Annotated in this window: 15 protein-coding genes and 1 tRNA gene; 7 read left to right on the forward strand and 9 right to left on the reverse strand. The window is 69.5% G+C overall.

Going from position 1 to position 14,881, the window contains the following annotated elements:
* Position 1: 1 nt before the first annotated feature.
* Together ACIA03_RS26760 and ACIA03_RS26765 are read right to left on the reverse strand one after the other, a co-directional pair.
* Complete coding sequence (locus tag ACIA03_RS26760; protein ID WP_396988271.1) at positions 2-1,162, reverse strand: S1C family serine protease; 1,161 nt, start codon at positions 1,160-1,162, stop codon at positions 2-4.
* A gap of 167 nt (positions 1,163-1,329) precedes the next feature.
* Positions 1,330-2,154, reverse strand: coding sequence for a class II glutamine amidotransferase (locus ACIA03_RS26765; protein WP_396988273.1), 825 nt, complete (start codon positions 2,152-2,154; stop codon positions 1,330-1,332).
* Between the two features lie 35 nt (positions 2,155-2,189).
* Between ACIA03_RS26765 and ACIA03_RS26770 the strand changes: the two genes are divergently transcribed.
* A complete protein-coding gene (locus ACIA03_RS26770) occupies positions 2,190-3,329 on the forward strand; it encodes a glutamate--cysteine ligase (protein WP_396988275.1) in 1,140 nt (379 codons plus the stop codon).
* A gap of 201 nt (positions 3,330-3,530) precedes the next feature.
* Here ACIA03_RS26770 and ACIA03_RS26775 read toward each other — a convergent pair whose 3' ends face one another.
* The 3 genes from ACIA03_RS26775 to ACIA03_RS26785 all read right to left on the reverse strand — a co-directional run bounded on the left by ACIA03_RS26775 (position 3,531) and on the right by ACIA03_RS26785 (position 5,256).
* On the reverse strand, positions 3,531-4,205 hold the full coding sequence (locus ACIA03_RS26775) for a DUF6766 family protein (protein ID WP_396988277.1): 675 nt from the start codon (positions 4,203-4,205) through the stop codon (positions 3,531-3,533).
* Positions 4,206-4,299: 94 nt separating this feature from the next.
* On the reverse strand, positions 4,300-4,695 hold the full coding sequence (locus ACIA03_RS26780; protein ID WP_396988279.1) for a hypothetical protein: 396 nt from the start codon (positions 4,693-4,695) through the stop codon (positions 4,300-4,302).
* Between the two features lie 9 nt (positions 4,696-4,704).
* The gene (locus ACIA03_RS26785) at positions 4,705-5,256 is read right to left on the reverse strand and encodes a Dps family protein (RefSeq protein ID WP_396988281.1); all 552 of its coding nucleotides are present in this window, start codon (positions 5,254-5,256) and stop codon (positions 4,705-4,707) included.
* A gap of 65 nt (positions 5,257-5,321) precedes the next feature.
* On the opposite strand from ACIA03_RS26785, the gene ACIA03_RS26790 reads away from it, so the two are divergent.
* Entirely contained in the window at positions 5,322-5,783 is a 462-nt protein-coding gene (locus ACIA03_RS26790) for a DUF3817 domain-containing protein (RefSeq protein ID WP_396988283.1), read from the forward strand.
* An 18-nt stretch (positions 5,784-5,801) separates the two neighbouring features.
* Here ACIA03_RS26790 and ACIA03_RS26795 read toward each other — a convergent pair whose 3' ends face one another.
* Positions 5,802-6,233, reverse strand: coding sequence for a winged helix-turn-helix transcriptional regulator (locus ACIA03_RS26795; RefSeq protein WP_396988285.1), 432 nt, complete (start codon positions 6,231-6,233; stop codon positions 5,802-5,804).
* 103 nt (positions 6,234-6,336) lie between these two features.
* Here ACIA03_RS26795 and ACIA03_RS26800 point away from each other — a divergent pair, with 103 nt between their 5' ends.
* The 3 genes from ACIA03_RS26800 to ACIA03_RS26810 are packed head-to-tail and all read left to right on the forward strand — an operon-like array spanning position 6,337 to position 9,055.
* Complete coding sequence (locus ACIA03_RS26800; RefSeq protein ID WP_396988287.1) at positions 6,337-7,035, forward strand: SDR family oxidoreductase; 699 nt, start codon at positions 6,337-6,339, stop codon at positions 7,033-7,035.
* A 21-nt stretch (positions 7,036-7,056) separates the two neighbouring features.
* On the forward strand, positions 7,057-7,851 hold the full coding sequence (locus ACIA03_RS26805) for a thioesterase family protein (RefSeq protein WP_396988289.1): 795 nt from the start codon (positions 7,057-7,059) through the stop codon (positions 7,849-7,851).
* A gap of 37 nt (positions 7,852-7,888) precedes the next feature.
* Positions 7,889-9,055 (forward strand): thiolase family protein, encoded by a 1,167-nt coding sequence (locus tag ACIA03_RS26810; protein ID WP_396988291.1) that lies wholly within the window; start codon positions 7,889-7,891, stop codon positions 9,053-9,055.
* Positions 9,056-9,229: 174 nt separating this feature from the next.
* Here ACIA03_RS26810 and ACIA03_RS26815 read toward each other — a convergent pair whose 3' ends face one another.
* Positions 9,230-9,784 carry a hemerythrin domain-containing protein gene (locus ACIA03_RS26815; protein ID WP_396988294.1) on the reverse strand — a complete coding sequence of 185 codons (555 nt, stop codon included), beginning with the start codon at positions 9,782-9,784 and terminating at the stop codon, positions 9,230-9,232.
* A 119-nt stretch (positions 9,785-9,903) separates the two neighbouring features.
* On the opposite strand from ACIA03_RS26815, the gene ACIA03_RS26820 reads away from it, so the two are divergent.
* Positions 9,904-10,425, forward strand: coding sequence for a cupin domain-containing protein (locus ACIA03_RS26820; RefSeq protein WP_396988296.1), 522 nt, complete (start codon positions 9,904-9,906; stop codon positions 10,423-10,425).
* 231 nt (positions 10,426-10,656) lie between these two features.
* The gene (locus tag ACIA03_RS26825; protein ID WP_396988298.1) at positions 10,657-12,750 is read left to right on the forward strand and encodes a multicopper oxidase family protein; all 2,094 of its coding nucleotides are present in this window, start codon (positions 10,657-10,659) and stop codon (positions 12,748-12,750) included.
* 96 nt (positions 12,751-12,846) lie between these two features.
* On the opposite strand, the gene ACIA03_RS26830 is transcribed toward ACIA03_RS26825, so the two are convergent.
* Together ACIA03_RS26830 and dnaG are read right to left on the reverse strand one after the other, a co-directional pair.
* A tRNA-Asn gene (locus tag ACIA03_RS26830) sits at positions 12,847-12,919 on the reverse strand.
* A gap of 66 nt (positions 12,920-12,985) precedes the next feature.
* The gene (gene dnaG / locus ACIA03_RS26835) at positions 12,986-14,869 is read right to left on the reverse strand and encodes a DNA primase (RefSeq protein ID WP_396988300.1); all 1,884 of its coding nucleotides are present in this window, start codon (positions 14,867-14,869) and stop codon (positions 12,986-12,988) included.
* Between the last annotated feature and the right edge of the window lie 12 nt (positions 14,870-14,881).

Below are 14,881 nucleotides of genomic sequence, written 5' to 3' on the forward strand. Positions count from 1 at the left end.
GTCAGCCGACGGGGCCGTCGCCGAGGGCGACGGTCGCGGTGTGCGCCTCGCCGGTGGCATCGGTCCAGCCGACCGAGATCCGGTCGCCCGGATCGTGCTTCCCGAGCAGGGCGGTGATGTCGTCGATGCTCGCCACCTCGGTCCCGTCGACGGAGGTGATCGTGCTGCCCTCGGCGATCCCGGCCGACTCGGCGGCGCCGCCCTCGACCACACCCACGACCAGCGTCGACCTCGTAGTGTCGACCTGCACCCCGAGCGCCGCGGCCGAGCCACCGATCTCGACGTCACCCGACTCCTTCCCGGCGAGGATCTGGGCGGCGATGTCGAGCACCGTGTCGATCGGGATCGCGTAGCCGGAGATCTCGGCCGAGCCCGAGGTCGCGGCGACGTTCATCCCGATGACCTCACCGTCCTGGTCCAGCAGCGCGCCGCCGGAGTCGCCGGAGACGACGTCGGCGTCGGTCTCGATCAGGGCGCTGAGGTGGGAGGCGGTCCCGTCCTCGTTGTTGACGGTGATCGCGGTGCTCGGGTCGGTGACCGTCCCGTCCGCCGCCGAGAGCGCGCCCTGTCCTTCGGCGTTCCCGACCGAGGTCACCTGCTCACCCTGGGTGGCCGCGTCCCGGTCGGTGGCCACGGTCGAGAGCCCCGAGGCGTCCTCGAGCTGCAGCACCGCGACGTCGTGGGTGGCGTCGTAGCCGAGCACGGTCGCGGCGTACGTCTCCCCGGTGCTCGGGTCGGTCACCGTGATCGAGGTGGCGCCCTCGACGACGTGGTGGTTGGTCACCACGATCCCGTCGCCGGTGATCGTGAGGCCCGTGCCCGCGCCCTGGGCGGTGCCGTAGTCGACGGTGGTGTTGACCAGCACGACGCCGGTCGACTCGGCGTCTGTCGCGGGCTCGGAGTCGACCGTCGCGGTCGAGGTGCCGAGGCTCTGCCGGTAGGGGTCGACGGTCCCACCCTGGCCGAAGCCACCGATCCCGCCCTGATAGCCGTCGCCGCCGTACGTCTCGGTGGTGCCGGACCAGGGGCCCGACTCGGCGGCGTACGTCCTGCCGGCCGCGACCGCGGTCACCGCGAGCGCCGGGGCGGCGACCGGGATCGCGACGAGCGGGATCGCCAGGACGGCGAGGAGGGACTGGCGGATACGGCGGGAGCGGGACATCGGGTCCTCCTTGAGGCGGTTGATGCCTCAAGATTCCGCCGGCTGGCTGTGGGGTTCCTGTGAGCAGGGCACGGACTGGCTGGGAAAAGTCGGCGCGGCCCGGAACGAACCCGAATGAAGCGGTGCCGGATGGGGTACCTCTGGGCATGGCCGAACGCACCTCGCTCTCAGTCCCGGGCCCGGATCGCGTCGGCGCCGAGCTGTGCGATCGGATCCAGCCTGGTGACCTCGCGGGTGGCCAGGTCGACCATCACCGCGGTGTCGGCGGGCACGGGCGTCCAGCCGGGCTGGTCGAGACCGCTGGAGACGATCTCGAGGCCGTGGTCGGTCCGGCGGTAGTCCATCGCGAAGTACGCCGTGGTGTGCCGTGGCGGGATGTCGCCCTCGTCGTCGAAGAGCTCGCGCAGTGCCCGCATGGGCGAGTCGGCACGCGAGTTGATGTGGATCGCGAACATGTGTGTCGGGGTGAGCATCAGCGCGTTCAAGCTGCACCGCGGGAACTTCCGAACCAGCGTCGCCAGCGCCTGGGTGACCCCCTCGGCCTCGTCGCCGTACTTCTCGACGTTCTGGTGCACGAAGTGGAAGTAGCGCTCGCTGTCGGTGTCACCACGCAGCCGCTGACGCGACTCCGGGGTCAGCAGCGCCTCGAGATCCGCGATCGGGGAGATGTGCCCGTTGTGCGCGAACGCCGCGCCGTCGGTCAGGAACGGGTGGGTGTTCTCCGGACGTACGTCGAGACCACCGGTCGCCCAGCGCAGATGCACGAACCCCGCACGGGAGAGCGGGGTCTCCACGAGCCTGCGGTAGGTCTCGTCGACGTCCGCCGAGCGCGGCGAGGTCGTCGTGAAGGTGCCCTCGGGCGTGTGCCAGCCCATCCCCCAGCCGTCGGCGTGCACGCTGGTCAACGAGGTGAACGCGGCCAGGCCATCCTCCCCGAGCAGGTCGGCCACGGCACACGGCGACTCGGTCACGTATCCGAACAGGCGACACATCGTCGGGCGGCTCCTCTCACAGCCAGGTGCGAGCGATGAACAGACACTCTTCGAGCAGTACCCATGACCAGGTCAGGACAGTCGGTGTCGAGGAGGAGCTCCTCCTCGTCGACGCCGAGACCGGCGCCCCTCGCTCGGTCGCCAGCGAGGTGCTCCGGGTGGCTCGCCGCCACGGCGACACCGAGGCCGGGGCGGGCGAGGCGGGCGGTTCGGTGGGACCGGAGATGCAGGAGCAGCAGGTCGAGACCGACACTCCGGCGGAGGAGCACCTCGCCCTGCTCGAGCTCGACCTGCGGCGGTGGCGCGACAAGGCCCGCGCGGCCGCGACCGAGGCGGGCGCGCTGATCCTGGCCAGCGGTACGACACCGTTGCCGGTGCGTCCCCAGACCTTCGACTCCGAGCGCTATGCGGCGATTGCGGAGCAGTTCGGGCTGACCGCCAGCGAGCAGCTCACCTGCGGCTGCCACGTGCACGTCTCGGTCGACTCCGACGACGAGGCCGTGGGGGCGCTCGACCGGATCCGCACCTGGCTGCCGGTGCTACTCGCACTGAGCGCCAACTCGCCGTTCTGGCAGGGCGGCGACTCGGGCTACGAGAGCTACCGGTCCCAGGCGATGACGCGGTGGCCGACCAACGGGCCGACCGAGATCTACGGCAGCGGCCAGGCCTATCTGGACCACCTGCGTCTGCTCGTCGGGACGGGGGTGCCCCTGGACGAGGGCATGGCCTACTTCGACGCCCGGCCTTCCCGCCGCTACCCGACGCTCGAGGTCCGGGTCGCCGACGTCTGTCTCGATCCCCGTGACGCCGTGCTCGTCGCCGCGCTGGCACGGGCGCTGGTCGAGACCGGGGCCCGGGAGTGGGCGCAGGGCCGACCGGCCGATCCCACCTCGGTGGCGGTGATCCGGCTCGCCATGTGGCAGGCGGGCCGTCACGGGATCACCGGCGATCTGCTCGATCCGAAGACCCACCGACCGCGGCCCGCCCGGGAGGTGGTGGAGCAGCTGGTCGAGCACGTCGGCACGGCCTTGCGGGACGCCGGAGACCTGGTGCGCGTCGAGAAGGGAGTCGGCCGGGTCTTCACCCGCGGCACCGGCTCCTCGGAGCAGCGCCGGATCCACGCCGAGGAAGGGCGCCTCGACCGCACCGTGGTCAGGCTCGCCGAACTCACCTGAGCATCGAACCCTGGACAGGAGGCACCCGCTGTGATGATCCGCTCGGCCATCTCGACTTCGACGATCGCGTGCTCACGCCACGTACGTGGACGGGGTGGGCATGGCGGATCCGAACGCTGGATACCGGAAAGCTGGGGGAAGGTGGGCTGAGATGCTGCCGGTGCTGCGGCTGCTGGCGCAGGACGACGCCTGACCGGCTCCTCAGCCCTCGACGCCGGTGGCCTCGTGGGACGAACCCACCGGCTTGCTCTCCGGTGATCCGCGCTGCCGGAGGTAGATCGCGAGGACGGCCATGGAGCCGACCGCCAGGAACTCCGACTGCCAGTTCTGCAGGGTGCGCGCCCAGAAGTCCGAGTGCGTCAGATAGGAGGCCCACGGGATCGGGTCGCGGAGCTGCCGCAGCCTGGATTCGTTGTAGGAACCCCACCCCGCCACCGACTGGACCAGCCAGGACATCAGGAAGATGGCGCCCATGGTGATGCCGAGCGAACGGGAGTAGAGCGCGGTCCGGAGACCACCGGCCCGGGCCAGCCGGGGCGAGTCAGCACGTGCGTACGCCCCGACCTTCTGCTTCTCGTCCGACTCCTTGCCGGCGTCCTGCAGCGGTTTGGACTCCGGGGAGCCTCGCTGCAGCAACCAGACCGTGAGCACGACGTAGAGGAGGAACTGGAGGTACTCGCTCTGCCAGTTCTCCGTCACGTCGACGGCGAAGTCGGCCGAGGTGAGATACCGCCCCAGCGAGATCTGGTGCAGTCCGTCCGCGAACAGCTCGTCGTTGAGCTGGTGCCAGCCGGCGAACGCCTGACCGGCGAGGGCGGCCAGGAAGAGCAGCCCGAAGACGAGGCTGAGCGAGTTCTCCTTGAGGAACCGGCGCATCGCTGTTCCTCACCCGTGCCTCAGCGCGAGGGCGAACGTGTAGAGCAGTCCGATGCCGATGATCGCCAGGTAGGCGACGTACATGACGCGCATCTCAGCCTCCGTGCAGCGCGCAGTCGTAGGGCTTCGGGGGCTGCGGCGTGCAGCCGGCCGCGAGCAACCGCCAGCCGTCGGCGAACTGCGTCAGGAACAGCGTCTCGCCCTGATAGCGGACCTCGGCCGTGGTCCCGAAGACGTCCACGTGGTCGAGGGGGCCCGGAGCCGGCAGCTCCTCCTCGGCCAGGGCGCCGGCACACGGGCTCTTGGCAGCGACCTCCAGCTCGGATCGCGTCTCCGGCGCCAGCAGCTCGCAGGCGCGCGCCCAGTCCTGGGCGGAGACCGCGTCCTGGAAGGCAGCGGCGCGGTCACGCACGGCCTCGTCCTGCCCCGAGCCGCATCCGGTGAGGATCATCGGGAGAAGCAGTGCCTGCGCCACGAACCACCACCGCATCGGAGCTCCTCAGTCGTGGGCGGCCCGTGCCGCACCGGCCTCCGTGGCCTCGCCGCTGGTCTGCAGCTGGCCGCCCTGGTCCTCCAGGTGGGCGCGGACGAACCAGTAGAACAGCTCGAGCTGCTCGGCCTGGCCGATCAGGATGTCCTGGGTCACCAGGTCGAGGTCGTCGAGGGCCTTGATCGCCTCGCGGTAGGAGCCGATGACACCCTGGTAGGTGATGTCGAGCGCGGCGAGGTGCTCCTGGGTGGTGGCCCGACCGATGCTGTAGTCGTTCCAGGTGCGCTCCTCGACCAGCGCCCCCGGCGTGCCGCGCGGGGCGCCACCCAGGGTCGCGATGCGCTCGGCGAGGGCGTCGGCCATCGCGCGCACCGCGTCGACCTGAGGGTCGATCATCTGGTGGACCGCGATGAAGTGCGGACCGACGACGTTCCAGTGCACATGCTTGAGGGTGAGCTGGAGGTCGTTCGTGGCGTGAAGGCGGGACTGCAACAGGTCGATGGTCTTTCGCGCGGCGCTCTCGTCCAGCCCGGGAATCGTGTAGTGCAGCGTGTCAGTCATGTCGGGATCAGTACCCGGCGACCGCGAGATTCATGCCAGCACACGGGTGCGAATAAACTTGCCGCGTGTCCGCGCTCCCAGGTTCGCCCGCCCGCATCTTCCGGATCGTCGCCACCGCCGAGGCGGTGACCTGGACGGGGCTGCTGGCCGGCATGTTCCTGAAGTACGTCACCGAGACCACCGAGCTGGGCGTCAGCATCTTCGGGATGCTGCACGGCATCGTGTTCATCACCTACTGCGTGACCACCGTGGCGGTCGCGGTCGACCAGCGCTGGTCGTTCGGCCACCTCGTCGCCGGCCTCGCCTCCTCGATCCCGCCGCTGTTCACCCTCTGGTTCGAGCGTTACGCCGAGCGCCGCGGCCTGCTCGCCCCGACGTGGCGGCTGGTCTCCGAGTCCCCCAGCCGCCCTCTCGAGCGTCCGCTGGCGTGGTTCCTGCGCAACCCGGTGCGCGGCCTGGCCACCGGACTCGCGAGCGTCGCGGTGCTGACCGTGGTCGCGCTCATCGCCGGGCCGCCGGTCGGCTGACCTCGCGCCCCTCGGGGCTCACTTCGCGGCTTCGGCGATCTCGACCTCGTCGCGGCGTACGACCTCCCCGCAGGCCTTGCAGGCCAGCACGGGGTGGAACTCCGAGCCACAGGAGTGCTCGAACCTGGCCGGCGGGCCGTCCTCGCCGGCGAGGTGACGGTCACCGAACTCGCGCATCGTGGCGATGATCGGCGCGAGCGACCGTCCGAGGTCGGTCAGGTGGTATTCGAACCTCGGCGGACGCTGCTCGTACTGGACCCGGGTCACCAGTCCGTGCGCCTCGAGCTTGCGCAGACGATCGGTGAGGATGTCGCGCGGGCCTCCGGTGTACCGAGCGATCTCCTCGAACCGGCGGCTCCCGAGAAACAGCTCACGAACGACGAGCAGGGTCCACTTGGAGCCGACGAGCTCGAGCGTCCGCGCCACTGAGCACTCACGTACCTCCGACATCATGGTTCGATCCTAAGCGAGTTGGAAAAACAAACCAACCCGAGTACGTTGGAAAAACCAACCCACGGAGAGCGGCGCCCGCGCCCTCGAACAGGAGAACCACATGCCCACTCTCGCGAACGCGGTCGTCCTGGTGACCGGAGCCAACGGCGGCCTCGGAACGCACTTCGTCAGCCAGGCTCTGGAGCGCGGTGCCGCCAAGGTGTACGCCGCGGCCCGCAAGCCCCGGGAGTGGAACGACCCGCGGATCGTGCCGCTGAGGCTCGACGTGACCGACCACGACTCCGTGGTCGAGGCGGCGAGGCTGTCCGATGACGTCACGGTGGTGATCAACAACGCCGGCGGCTCCAACGGCGCCAGCGTGCTGGGCGGCGACCCGCGCGCCGCCCGCGACCTCTTCGAGACCAACTTCTGGGGAGCGCTCGACGTCACCAACACCTTCCTGCCGTCGCTGCGCGCCAGCAAGGGGGTCGTGCTCAACGTGCTCTCGGTCCTGAGCTGGTACGGCATCGGCGACGCCTACAGCGCCACCAAGGCCGCGCTGTGGTCGGCGACCAACACCCAGCGCCTCGCGCTGGCGGGCGACGGCATCCACGTCGCTTCCCTGCACCTGGGCTACACCGACACCCCGATGACGGTCGGCGTCACCGAGCCGAAGAACGACCCGGCCGACGTGGTCCGCAGCGCCTACGACGGTCTCGAGGGCGATGCGTACGAGATCCTCGCCGACCAGGTGAGCGCCGACGTCAAGGCCGGTCTCGCCCAGCCGATCGAGGCGCTCTACCCGCAGCTGAGCCGCTGACCCGCGGTTGAGGAGACGCTGATGACGCTCGAGTTCGACGCCTTCTACCTGCCGACCGACGAGGACGGCACGTTCGAGTCGACCCCGGCGACGGCCAGCCCGTGGGACCACTCGCTGCAGCACGGTGGCCCTCCCGCCGCCCTGCTGGCCCGGGCGATCGAATCGGTGCGCTCCGACCCGGCGCTGTCCATCGCCCGGTTCACGGCCGACATGCTCGGCGGCATTCCCCAGGGCACCATGCGCGTCGAGGCGAACGTGGTGCGGCCGGGTCGCCGCGTCGAGCTCGTCGAGGCCTCGCTGTGGGCCGGTGACCGGCTCGCCGTCAAGGCGAGCGCCTGGCTGATCCGGTCCACGCCGGGGTCGACCCGCGAGCACTGGCGTCCGGAGGAGAAGGTTCCCGACATCCCGCCGACCTCCTCCGAGCGCTTCTTCGAGGGCGTGAGCCCGGACTGGGGCTACGGCCGCGCTCTCGACTGGCGGTTCGTCAGCGGGGGTTACGAGCCCGGTCCGGCAACGGTCTGGGCGCGCCTGCGGGTCCCGCTGGTCGCCGGTGAGCAGCCCTCCCCCGTGCAGCGTCTCCTCACCCTGGCCGACTCCACCAACGGCCTGTCCGGCTCCCTGCCGATGAACGAGTGGTACTTCATCCCGCCGACCGTGACCGTCACCGTCGAGCGACCGCCCACGAGCGAGTGGATGCTGCTCGACGCCCGCAGCACCATCGGTCCCGACGGGATCGGGCAGGCACACGGCGACATGGCCGACGAGCACGGCACCTTCGCCACGGTCACGCAGCCGCTGATGGTTGCGCCCCGCTGATCATCAACCAACACCTCGAACCCGTAGGAGAACCACCATGCCGAACGCAGTGATCGTCGATGCCGTCCGCACCCCCGTTGCCAAGGGCAAGCCCGGCGGCGCCTACTCCGAGATCCACGCCGTCGATCTCCATGCCCACGCGCTCGCCGCGCTGGTCGAGCGCACCGGCATCGACCCGGCCGTCGTCGATGACGTGATCAGCGGCGCGGTCGGACAGGTCGGCGAGCAGTCGGGCAACACCGCACGCTGGGCCCTGCTCGGGGCGGGGTTCCCGGAGTCGGTTCCCGGCGTCACGGTCGACCGGCAGTGCGGCAGCTCCCAGCAGGCACTCCACTTCGCCGCACAGGGCGTCATCGCCGGTGCGTACGACGTGGCCATCGCGTCCGGCGTGGAGTCCATGAGCCGGGTCCCGATGGGGTCGCAGTTCCTGGGCAAGGACTTCTACGGCAGCAAGGTGAACGCCCGCTACGACGGCGGCCTGGTCCTCCAGGGCATCTCGGCCGAGCTGATCGCGAACAAGTGGAACCTGTCGCGCACCGAGCTGGACGAGTTCGCGGCAGAATCGCACCAGCGTGCCGCGACGGCGTGGAAGAACGGACACTTCGACTCCCAGGTCACCTACGTGAACGACCTGCGCATCGACGAGACGATTCGCCCTACCACCTCGGCCGACTCGCTCGCGGGTCTTCGCCTGGCCTTCAAGAACGAGGACTCCGTGGCCAGGTTCCCCGATATCGACTGGCGCGTCACGGCCGGCAACAGCTCCCCCATCAACGACGGCTCCGCCGCGCTCCTGGTCACCTCCGAGGAGGCCGCCGCACGCCTCGGCCTGACCCCGAGGGCGCGGGTCCACTCCTTCGCGGTCGCCGGCGACGACCCGATCTTCATGCTCACCGGCATCATCCCGGCGACCCAGAAGGTGCTGGCCCGCGCCGGGCTCTCCATCGACGACATCGACGCCTTCGAGGTCAACGAGGCCTTCGCCTCCGTTGTGCTCGCCTGGCAGAAGGAGACCGGCGCCGACCTCGCCAAGGTCAACATCAACGGCGGCGCCATCGCGATCGGGCACCCGCTGGGTGGATCCGGCGCCCGCCTGATGACCACGCTGCTGAACAACCTCGAGCAGACCGGCGGCCGTTATGGCCTGCAGGTCATGTGCGAGGCCGGAGGTCTGGCGAACGCCACGATCATCGAGCGGATCTGAGCCTCCATAACCCAGAACACGACCACCGAGGAGTCCCGAGCGGTGCGCGAACGTACCTACTCATGGGCCGATCCACAGCTCTTCGCCACCACCGACAAGACCGGCCGCGTGATCGGCCACGCCATCGCGACCTGCCTCATCATCGCGGGCGGCTGACGGCTCTCTGTCCGTACGTCAGCTGTCCGCGTGCTGATCGAGTGTGCGCCGCAGGGCCTCCTTGTCCTTGTCGCCGGCAGGGATGTCAGCGTTGGCGGCCTGGCGGCGCATCTCGTCACGGGTGATGTCCTGGGGCATCTCGCCGAGGTGCTCCTGCCGGCTCTTCAGGAAGGCGTGGCCCAGCTCGGCACGGCGCGCGTCATCGAGACGGTCGCGGATGCCCGGGAGCACGGTGCTCTCCTCCTCCTCGACATGGTGGCTGACCGCGTCGACCACCTCCGCGAGCTTGTTCTCGTACGCCGTCGAGTAGGGGTCGCACTCGCTGAGCTCGGCGAGGAGGCGGTCGGCCAGCAGATGCTCCTCCTGGCTGTGGGCTACGTCCTTCGCCTCCCCCGCCTCGTCGCGGGCGACCGGGTAGACCTCGGCCTCCTCGGCACGGCTGTGTGCGGACAGCAGCGTCACCAGGACCGGGGTCAGCCCGGCACGTACCTCCGGCTCTCGCTCGAGCTTCTCGAACAGGGTCTCCACCTCACGGTGGTCCTGCATGATCAGGTCGGTCACGTCCTCGGACACGGCAGCTCTCCTCTGCGCTGATAGGGATCCGGCTCCTCACCGGTACCCCTGAAGCCGCGGGATCAGCCTCAGTCAGGGGGCTCGGCTTCAGGCCTCGCATGCGGTGTGACAATGCTGATGTGTCCGCCACCCACGTGCCTGCCGGTTCCTCCGACGAGGAGTTCATCCGTACGCCCAGCGGCGTGCTCGTGCCTGCCGAGATCGACCCGTTCCACCGACACCTGCACCACATCGCCCCCAGCGCGTTGATCGAGGAGACGACGCAGACCGCCGGGATGCGTCGCGCAGAGGCGATCAGCGGGAAGACCGTCGGGGCACGCAACCTGTGGATGGGCCAGACCCACGTGCCCGCCTCCACCGCCTCGGCCAACCACCACCACGGCGACTCCGAGACCGCCATCTACATCGTCTCCGGCCACCCGGTCTTCGTCTTCCTCGACACCGACGGCGACGAGCCCGTCGAGACCCGCGTCGAGACCTCGCCCGGCGACTACGTCTTCGTCCCGCCGTGGGTGCCGCACCGCGAGGAGAACCCCGACCCGGACTCCGAGGCCGTCGTCGTCATCGCCCGCACCACCCAGGAGGCCATCGTGGTCAACCTCGAGGGCCTGGACTGGTCCGAGGTACGCCTGAGGCGATGACGTCGGGCTGCGACGGTGAGCCCACCCGGCGCAGCCGGACGTCCCGATGACCCGTATTGCCCATTGGCGAGGATGTGCAACCGTCCTAGCCTGGTCTTGTCACCCCTGTCGACCGTCAAGTTCATGCGGGGGACTTTCGCGGCGACGTACTCGGAGGGTTCATCAGGGTTTCGTCAGTAACGCCGAAGTCGGGGGAAGCGCATGGTAGTCAACCTTGCGGTGGGTCGGCCGATGACCCGTCGCACCTTCATCAAGGCAGCGGGGGCAGCCGGCACCGGCTTCGTCCTGTACGCCTATCTGCCGGGCGGCACCCTACGGGCGCTCGCCGATATCCCGGGCGGGACGCTCGCGGCTCTGTCGGTGCCGAAGTACCGTACGCCCCTGCTCATCCCGCCGGTCATGCCGCGGGCCGGCGTCCTCACCAGTCCGGGCGGCAAGCCCGTGGACTACTACGAGATCTCGATGCGGCAGTTCTCGCAGCAGATCCTGCCGAGCGGCATGCCGGCCACGACGGTCTGGGGGTACGGCGCCGTGAAGTCGGAGAGCCGCCGTGGCCTCCTGATCCACAACGCACCGTCGCTGACGATCGAGGCGAAGTGGGGACGTCCGGTCCGGGTCAAGTGGATCAACGAGCTGCTGGACGAGCAGGGTGGGTACCTGCCGCACCTGCTGCCGGTCGACCCGACACTGCACTGGGCGAACCCACCAGGAGGAACCGTGGGTCGCGACGATCGGCCCACGTTCACCGAGACACCCGGTCGCTACACCGGTCCGGTGCCGATCGTGACACATGTCCATGGTTCCGTCGGGGTGGGCGACGAGAGCGATGGTTACCCGGAAGCCTGGTACCTCCCGGCGGCGACGAACATCCCGGAGGGCTACGCGACCGAGGGCACGTGGTACGACTTCTTCGCGAGCAAGGCGTCAGCGTCGTTCGATGCCACGTGGGGACCGGGCTACGCGACGTTCCAGTATCCGAACACGCAGCGCGAGTCGACCATCTGGTATCACGACCACACCCTGGGCATGACCCGACTCAACGTGTACGCCGGGCCCGCCGGCTTCTTCCTGATCCGCGGCGGGCCCGCCGGCGACAAGGCCGTGCTCGACGCCCGCTCCGGAAAGACGGCCGTGCTGCCCGGGCCCGCACCGAAGGACGGTGACAGCTCCCCGCCGAACAAGACCTACTACGAGATCCCCATCGCCGTGCAGGACCGGTCGTTCAACACCGACGGCTCGCTCTTCTACCCCGGCACAAGGGAGTTCTTCGACGGCGTCACCGGTCCCTACATCCCGGACAGCGAGTTCTCCCCGATCTGGAACCCGGAGTTCTTCGGCAACATGATCATCGCGAACGGCAACACCTGGCCGTTCCAGGTCGTCGAGCAGCGGAGATACCGACTGCGGTTCCTCAACGGGTGCCAATCGCGCTTCCTGATCCTCGACTTCAGCAACATCCCTGGCGTCGAGGTCTGGCACATCGGCAACGAGGGTGGCTTCCTGGCGGCCCCCGTGAACCTGACAGCGGGGCACGACAACCACCTTCTGCTGGGACCGGCCGAGCGTGCCGATGTGGTCGTCGACTTCACGAACGTGCCGGTGGGCAGCTACATACTCGGCAACATCGGTCCTGACGAACCGTTCGGCGGCGGCATCCCCGGCGAGGACTTCGAGCCCTCTGATCCCGAGTCCACCGGCCAGGTCCTGGAGTTCCGCGTTCGCCCCTCGGTGGCACCCGACCCGACCACGCCTCCTCAGTACCTCGTCCTGCCGGCCATCACGCCCCTCCCACCCGCGACGACCACCCGGCCCTTGGCCATGATCGAGAAGGCGGCAGTCGGCGTAGGCGAGGAGGGCGAGCCCCCGGAGCCCATCGAGATCGAGGGCCCGGTCGAGGCCCAGCTCGGCAACCTCATCGACAGGTTGCCGGTGCCACGGCCCTGGGCACACGAGATCACCGACAACCCGGCACGAGGCAGCACCGAGATCTGGGAGTTCTACAACACCACCGCCGACGCTCACCCCATGCACGTGCACGAGGTCGCCTTCCAGGTGGTCGACCGCGAGGACCTGGTCCTGGACGAGGAAGGCGAAGGCGAGGTCGCTCTGCCGATTCGGCTGAGCGGCAACGCCACGCCACCGGAGGCCGGCGAATCGGGCTTCAAGGACACCGTCATCGCCTACCCCGGCCAGGTCACCCGGCTGAAGGCGCAGTTCAACAACGCGGGCCAGTTCGTCTGGCACTGCCACATCGTCGAGCACGAGGACAACGAGATGATGCGGCCTTACCGCATCGGCCCACGGCAGGCCGGCCAACCGGACTGAGCATCACGCCCGGACGCCCACTGCGAGCACGGAGGCGCCAGCTGGAACGACGAACTCCGCCTGTCCTGTTTGACCAGTTCAGACGGAGTTTTCTTGCTCCCCCGGTTGGACTCGAACCAACAACCCTCCGGTTAACAGCCGAATGCTCTGCCAATTGAGCTACAGGGGAATTGCACCTTGCGGCGCGGGTGAAACCTTAGCAACTCGGAAGCGGCGATCGGAAATCGGCATGCCCTCATTCGGCGACGAGGTTGCGGAGGCCGCGACGGTGCTGCTCGAGGGCGGCGAGCTGGGCGAAAAGACGGTTGTAGCCCTCGGGGTCGGCGGCCGCGTCGGAGCGCTGCAGACGGCTCTTCACGTCGGCGATGCGGCGCTGGTCGAGGAACTCGAGGAGGCGTACGACATATTGCAGGACGTACGCAGCATCCGGCTCCTTCGCGGACGGGATCGGCTCCACGGCGAGCTCGGCGAGGATGCGGTTGACGAGCGGGTCGGAGGCGGCGGCGCCGAGCTTCTGGGCCCAGGCGGCATCACCGGTGCCGGCGCCGGGGCCACCGAGGCCGGCGATGGTCTCCCACAGCGCCCGGTAAAGCGGGTGGGTGAAGGCCTCGGGGGTGATCTCGCCGGTGGTGCGGCCGAGGGCGACCGGGTGCTGTACGAAGAGCTTCAGGGTCTCGCGCTCGACCGTGAAGCGAGGCTCGCGCGGGTGTGGCATCGGTGGACGGCGCGGCGCGGCCGGCGCCTCCGGGGAGGCGGTGGGCTCACGCCGTGACGGAGCAGCCGATGGCGCCGGACGACCGGCGGCGCGGCGTACCTCTCTGGCGGCCTCGTCGGGGTCGACACCGAGGAAGCGCGCCAGGTCCCGGGTGAAACCCATCTTCTTGGACTCGTCGCGCACGGAGGCGACCAGCGGCGCCGCTTCCCGCAGCGCGTCGATCCGCCCGTCGGCACGGTCCAGGTCGTACTTCGAGGCGACGTTGCGCAGCACGAACTCGTAGAGCGGGACGCGGTTTACGAGGAGCTCGCGGACCGCCTCGTCGCCCTTCTTGATCCGCAGGTCGTTGGGGTCGAGGCCGTCGGGCTCGACGGCGACGTAGGTCTGCGAGGTGAAGTTGCCGTCGCCCTTGAACGCCTTCAGCGCCGCGGCCTGGCCGGCCGCGTCACCGTCGAAGGTGAACACCACCGCGCCCCGCAGCTGCTGGTCGTCGGAGATGAACCGGCGCAGCACCTTCGCGTGGTCGTCGCCGAACGCGGTGCCGCAGGTCGCGACCGCGGTGGTGATCCCGGCGAGGTGGCAGGCCATCACGTCGGTGTAGCCCTCCACGATCACCGCCTCGCGGGTGCGGGCCATCTCCTTGCGGGCCAGGTCGATGCCGTAGAGGACGTGCGACTTCTTGTAGATCGGCGTCTCGGAGGTGTTGAGGTATTTCGCCTCGATGCGGTCGTCGTCGAAGAGGCGGCGCGCGCCGAAGCCGATGACGTCGCCGCCCGACTCCCGGATCGGCCACATCAGCCGGCCGCGGAACCGGTCGTAGTGGGACCGTCCCTGCGCCACCAGGCCGGCGGTGACGACCTCCTCGTCGCTGAAGCCTCGAGCCCGAAGATGGCGGTAGAGGTCCTCTCCCCCGCGCGGCGAGAACCCGACCCCGAAGTGCGCCGCCGCATCCCGGTCGAAGCCCTTCTCGTCGAGGAACTGGCGCGCCACGACGGCGTCGGGGGTCAGCAGCTGCTCGGCGTAGAACTCGGCCGCGACCTTGTGGGCCTCGACCAGCTTGCCGCGACCCGGTCCTCGCCGGACCGGCGCCTCGTCGCCCTCCTCGCGCTGGACCTGCACGCCGACCTTGTCGCCGAGCCGCTCGACCGCCTCGAAGAAGCTCAGCCCGTCGAGCTTCATCACGAAGTCGATGACGTCGCCGCCTTCGCCGCAGCCGAAGCACTTGTAGAACCCGCGGCTCGGGTTGACGTTGAAGGACGGCGACTTCTCGTCGTGGAACGGGCACAGGCCCTTGTACGTCCCCGGCCCGGCGCGGCGAAGGGTCACATACTGGGAGACGATGTCGTCGAGGCGCGCCTTCTCGCGCACCTCTTGGATGCTCGTCTCCTTGATGCGGCCCGCCACAACGCCTGATCC

Source organism: Nocardioides sp. NPDC051685 (genome assembly GCF_044453405.1).
In the GTDB taxonomy this organism is placed as follows: Bacteria; Actinomycetota; Actinomycetes; order Propionibacteriales; family Nocardioidaceae; genus Nocardioides.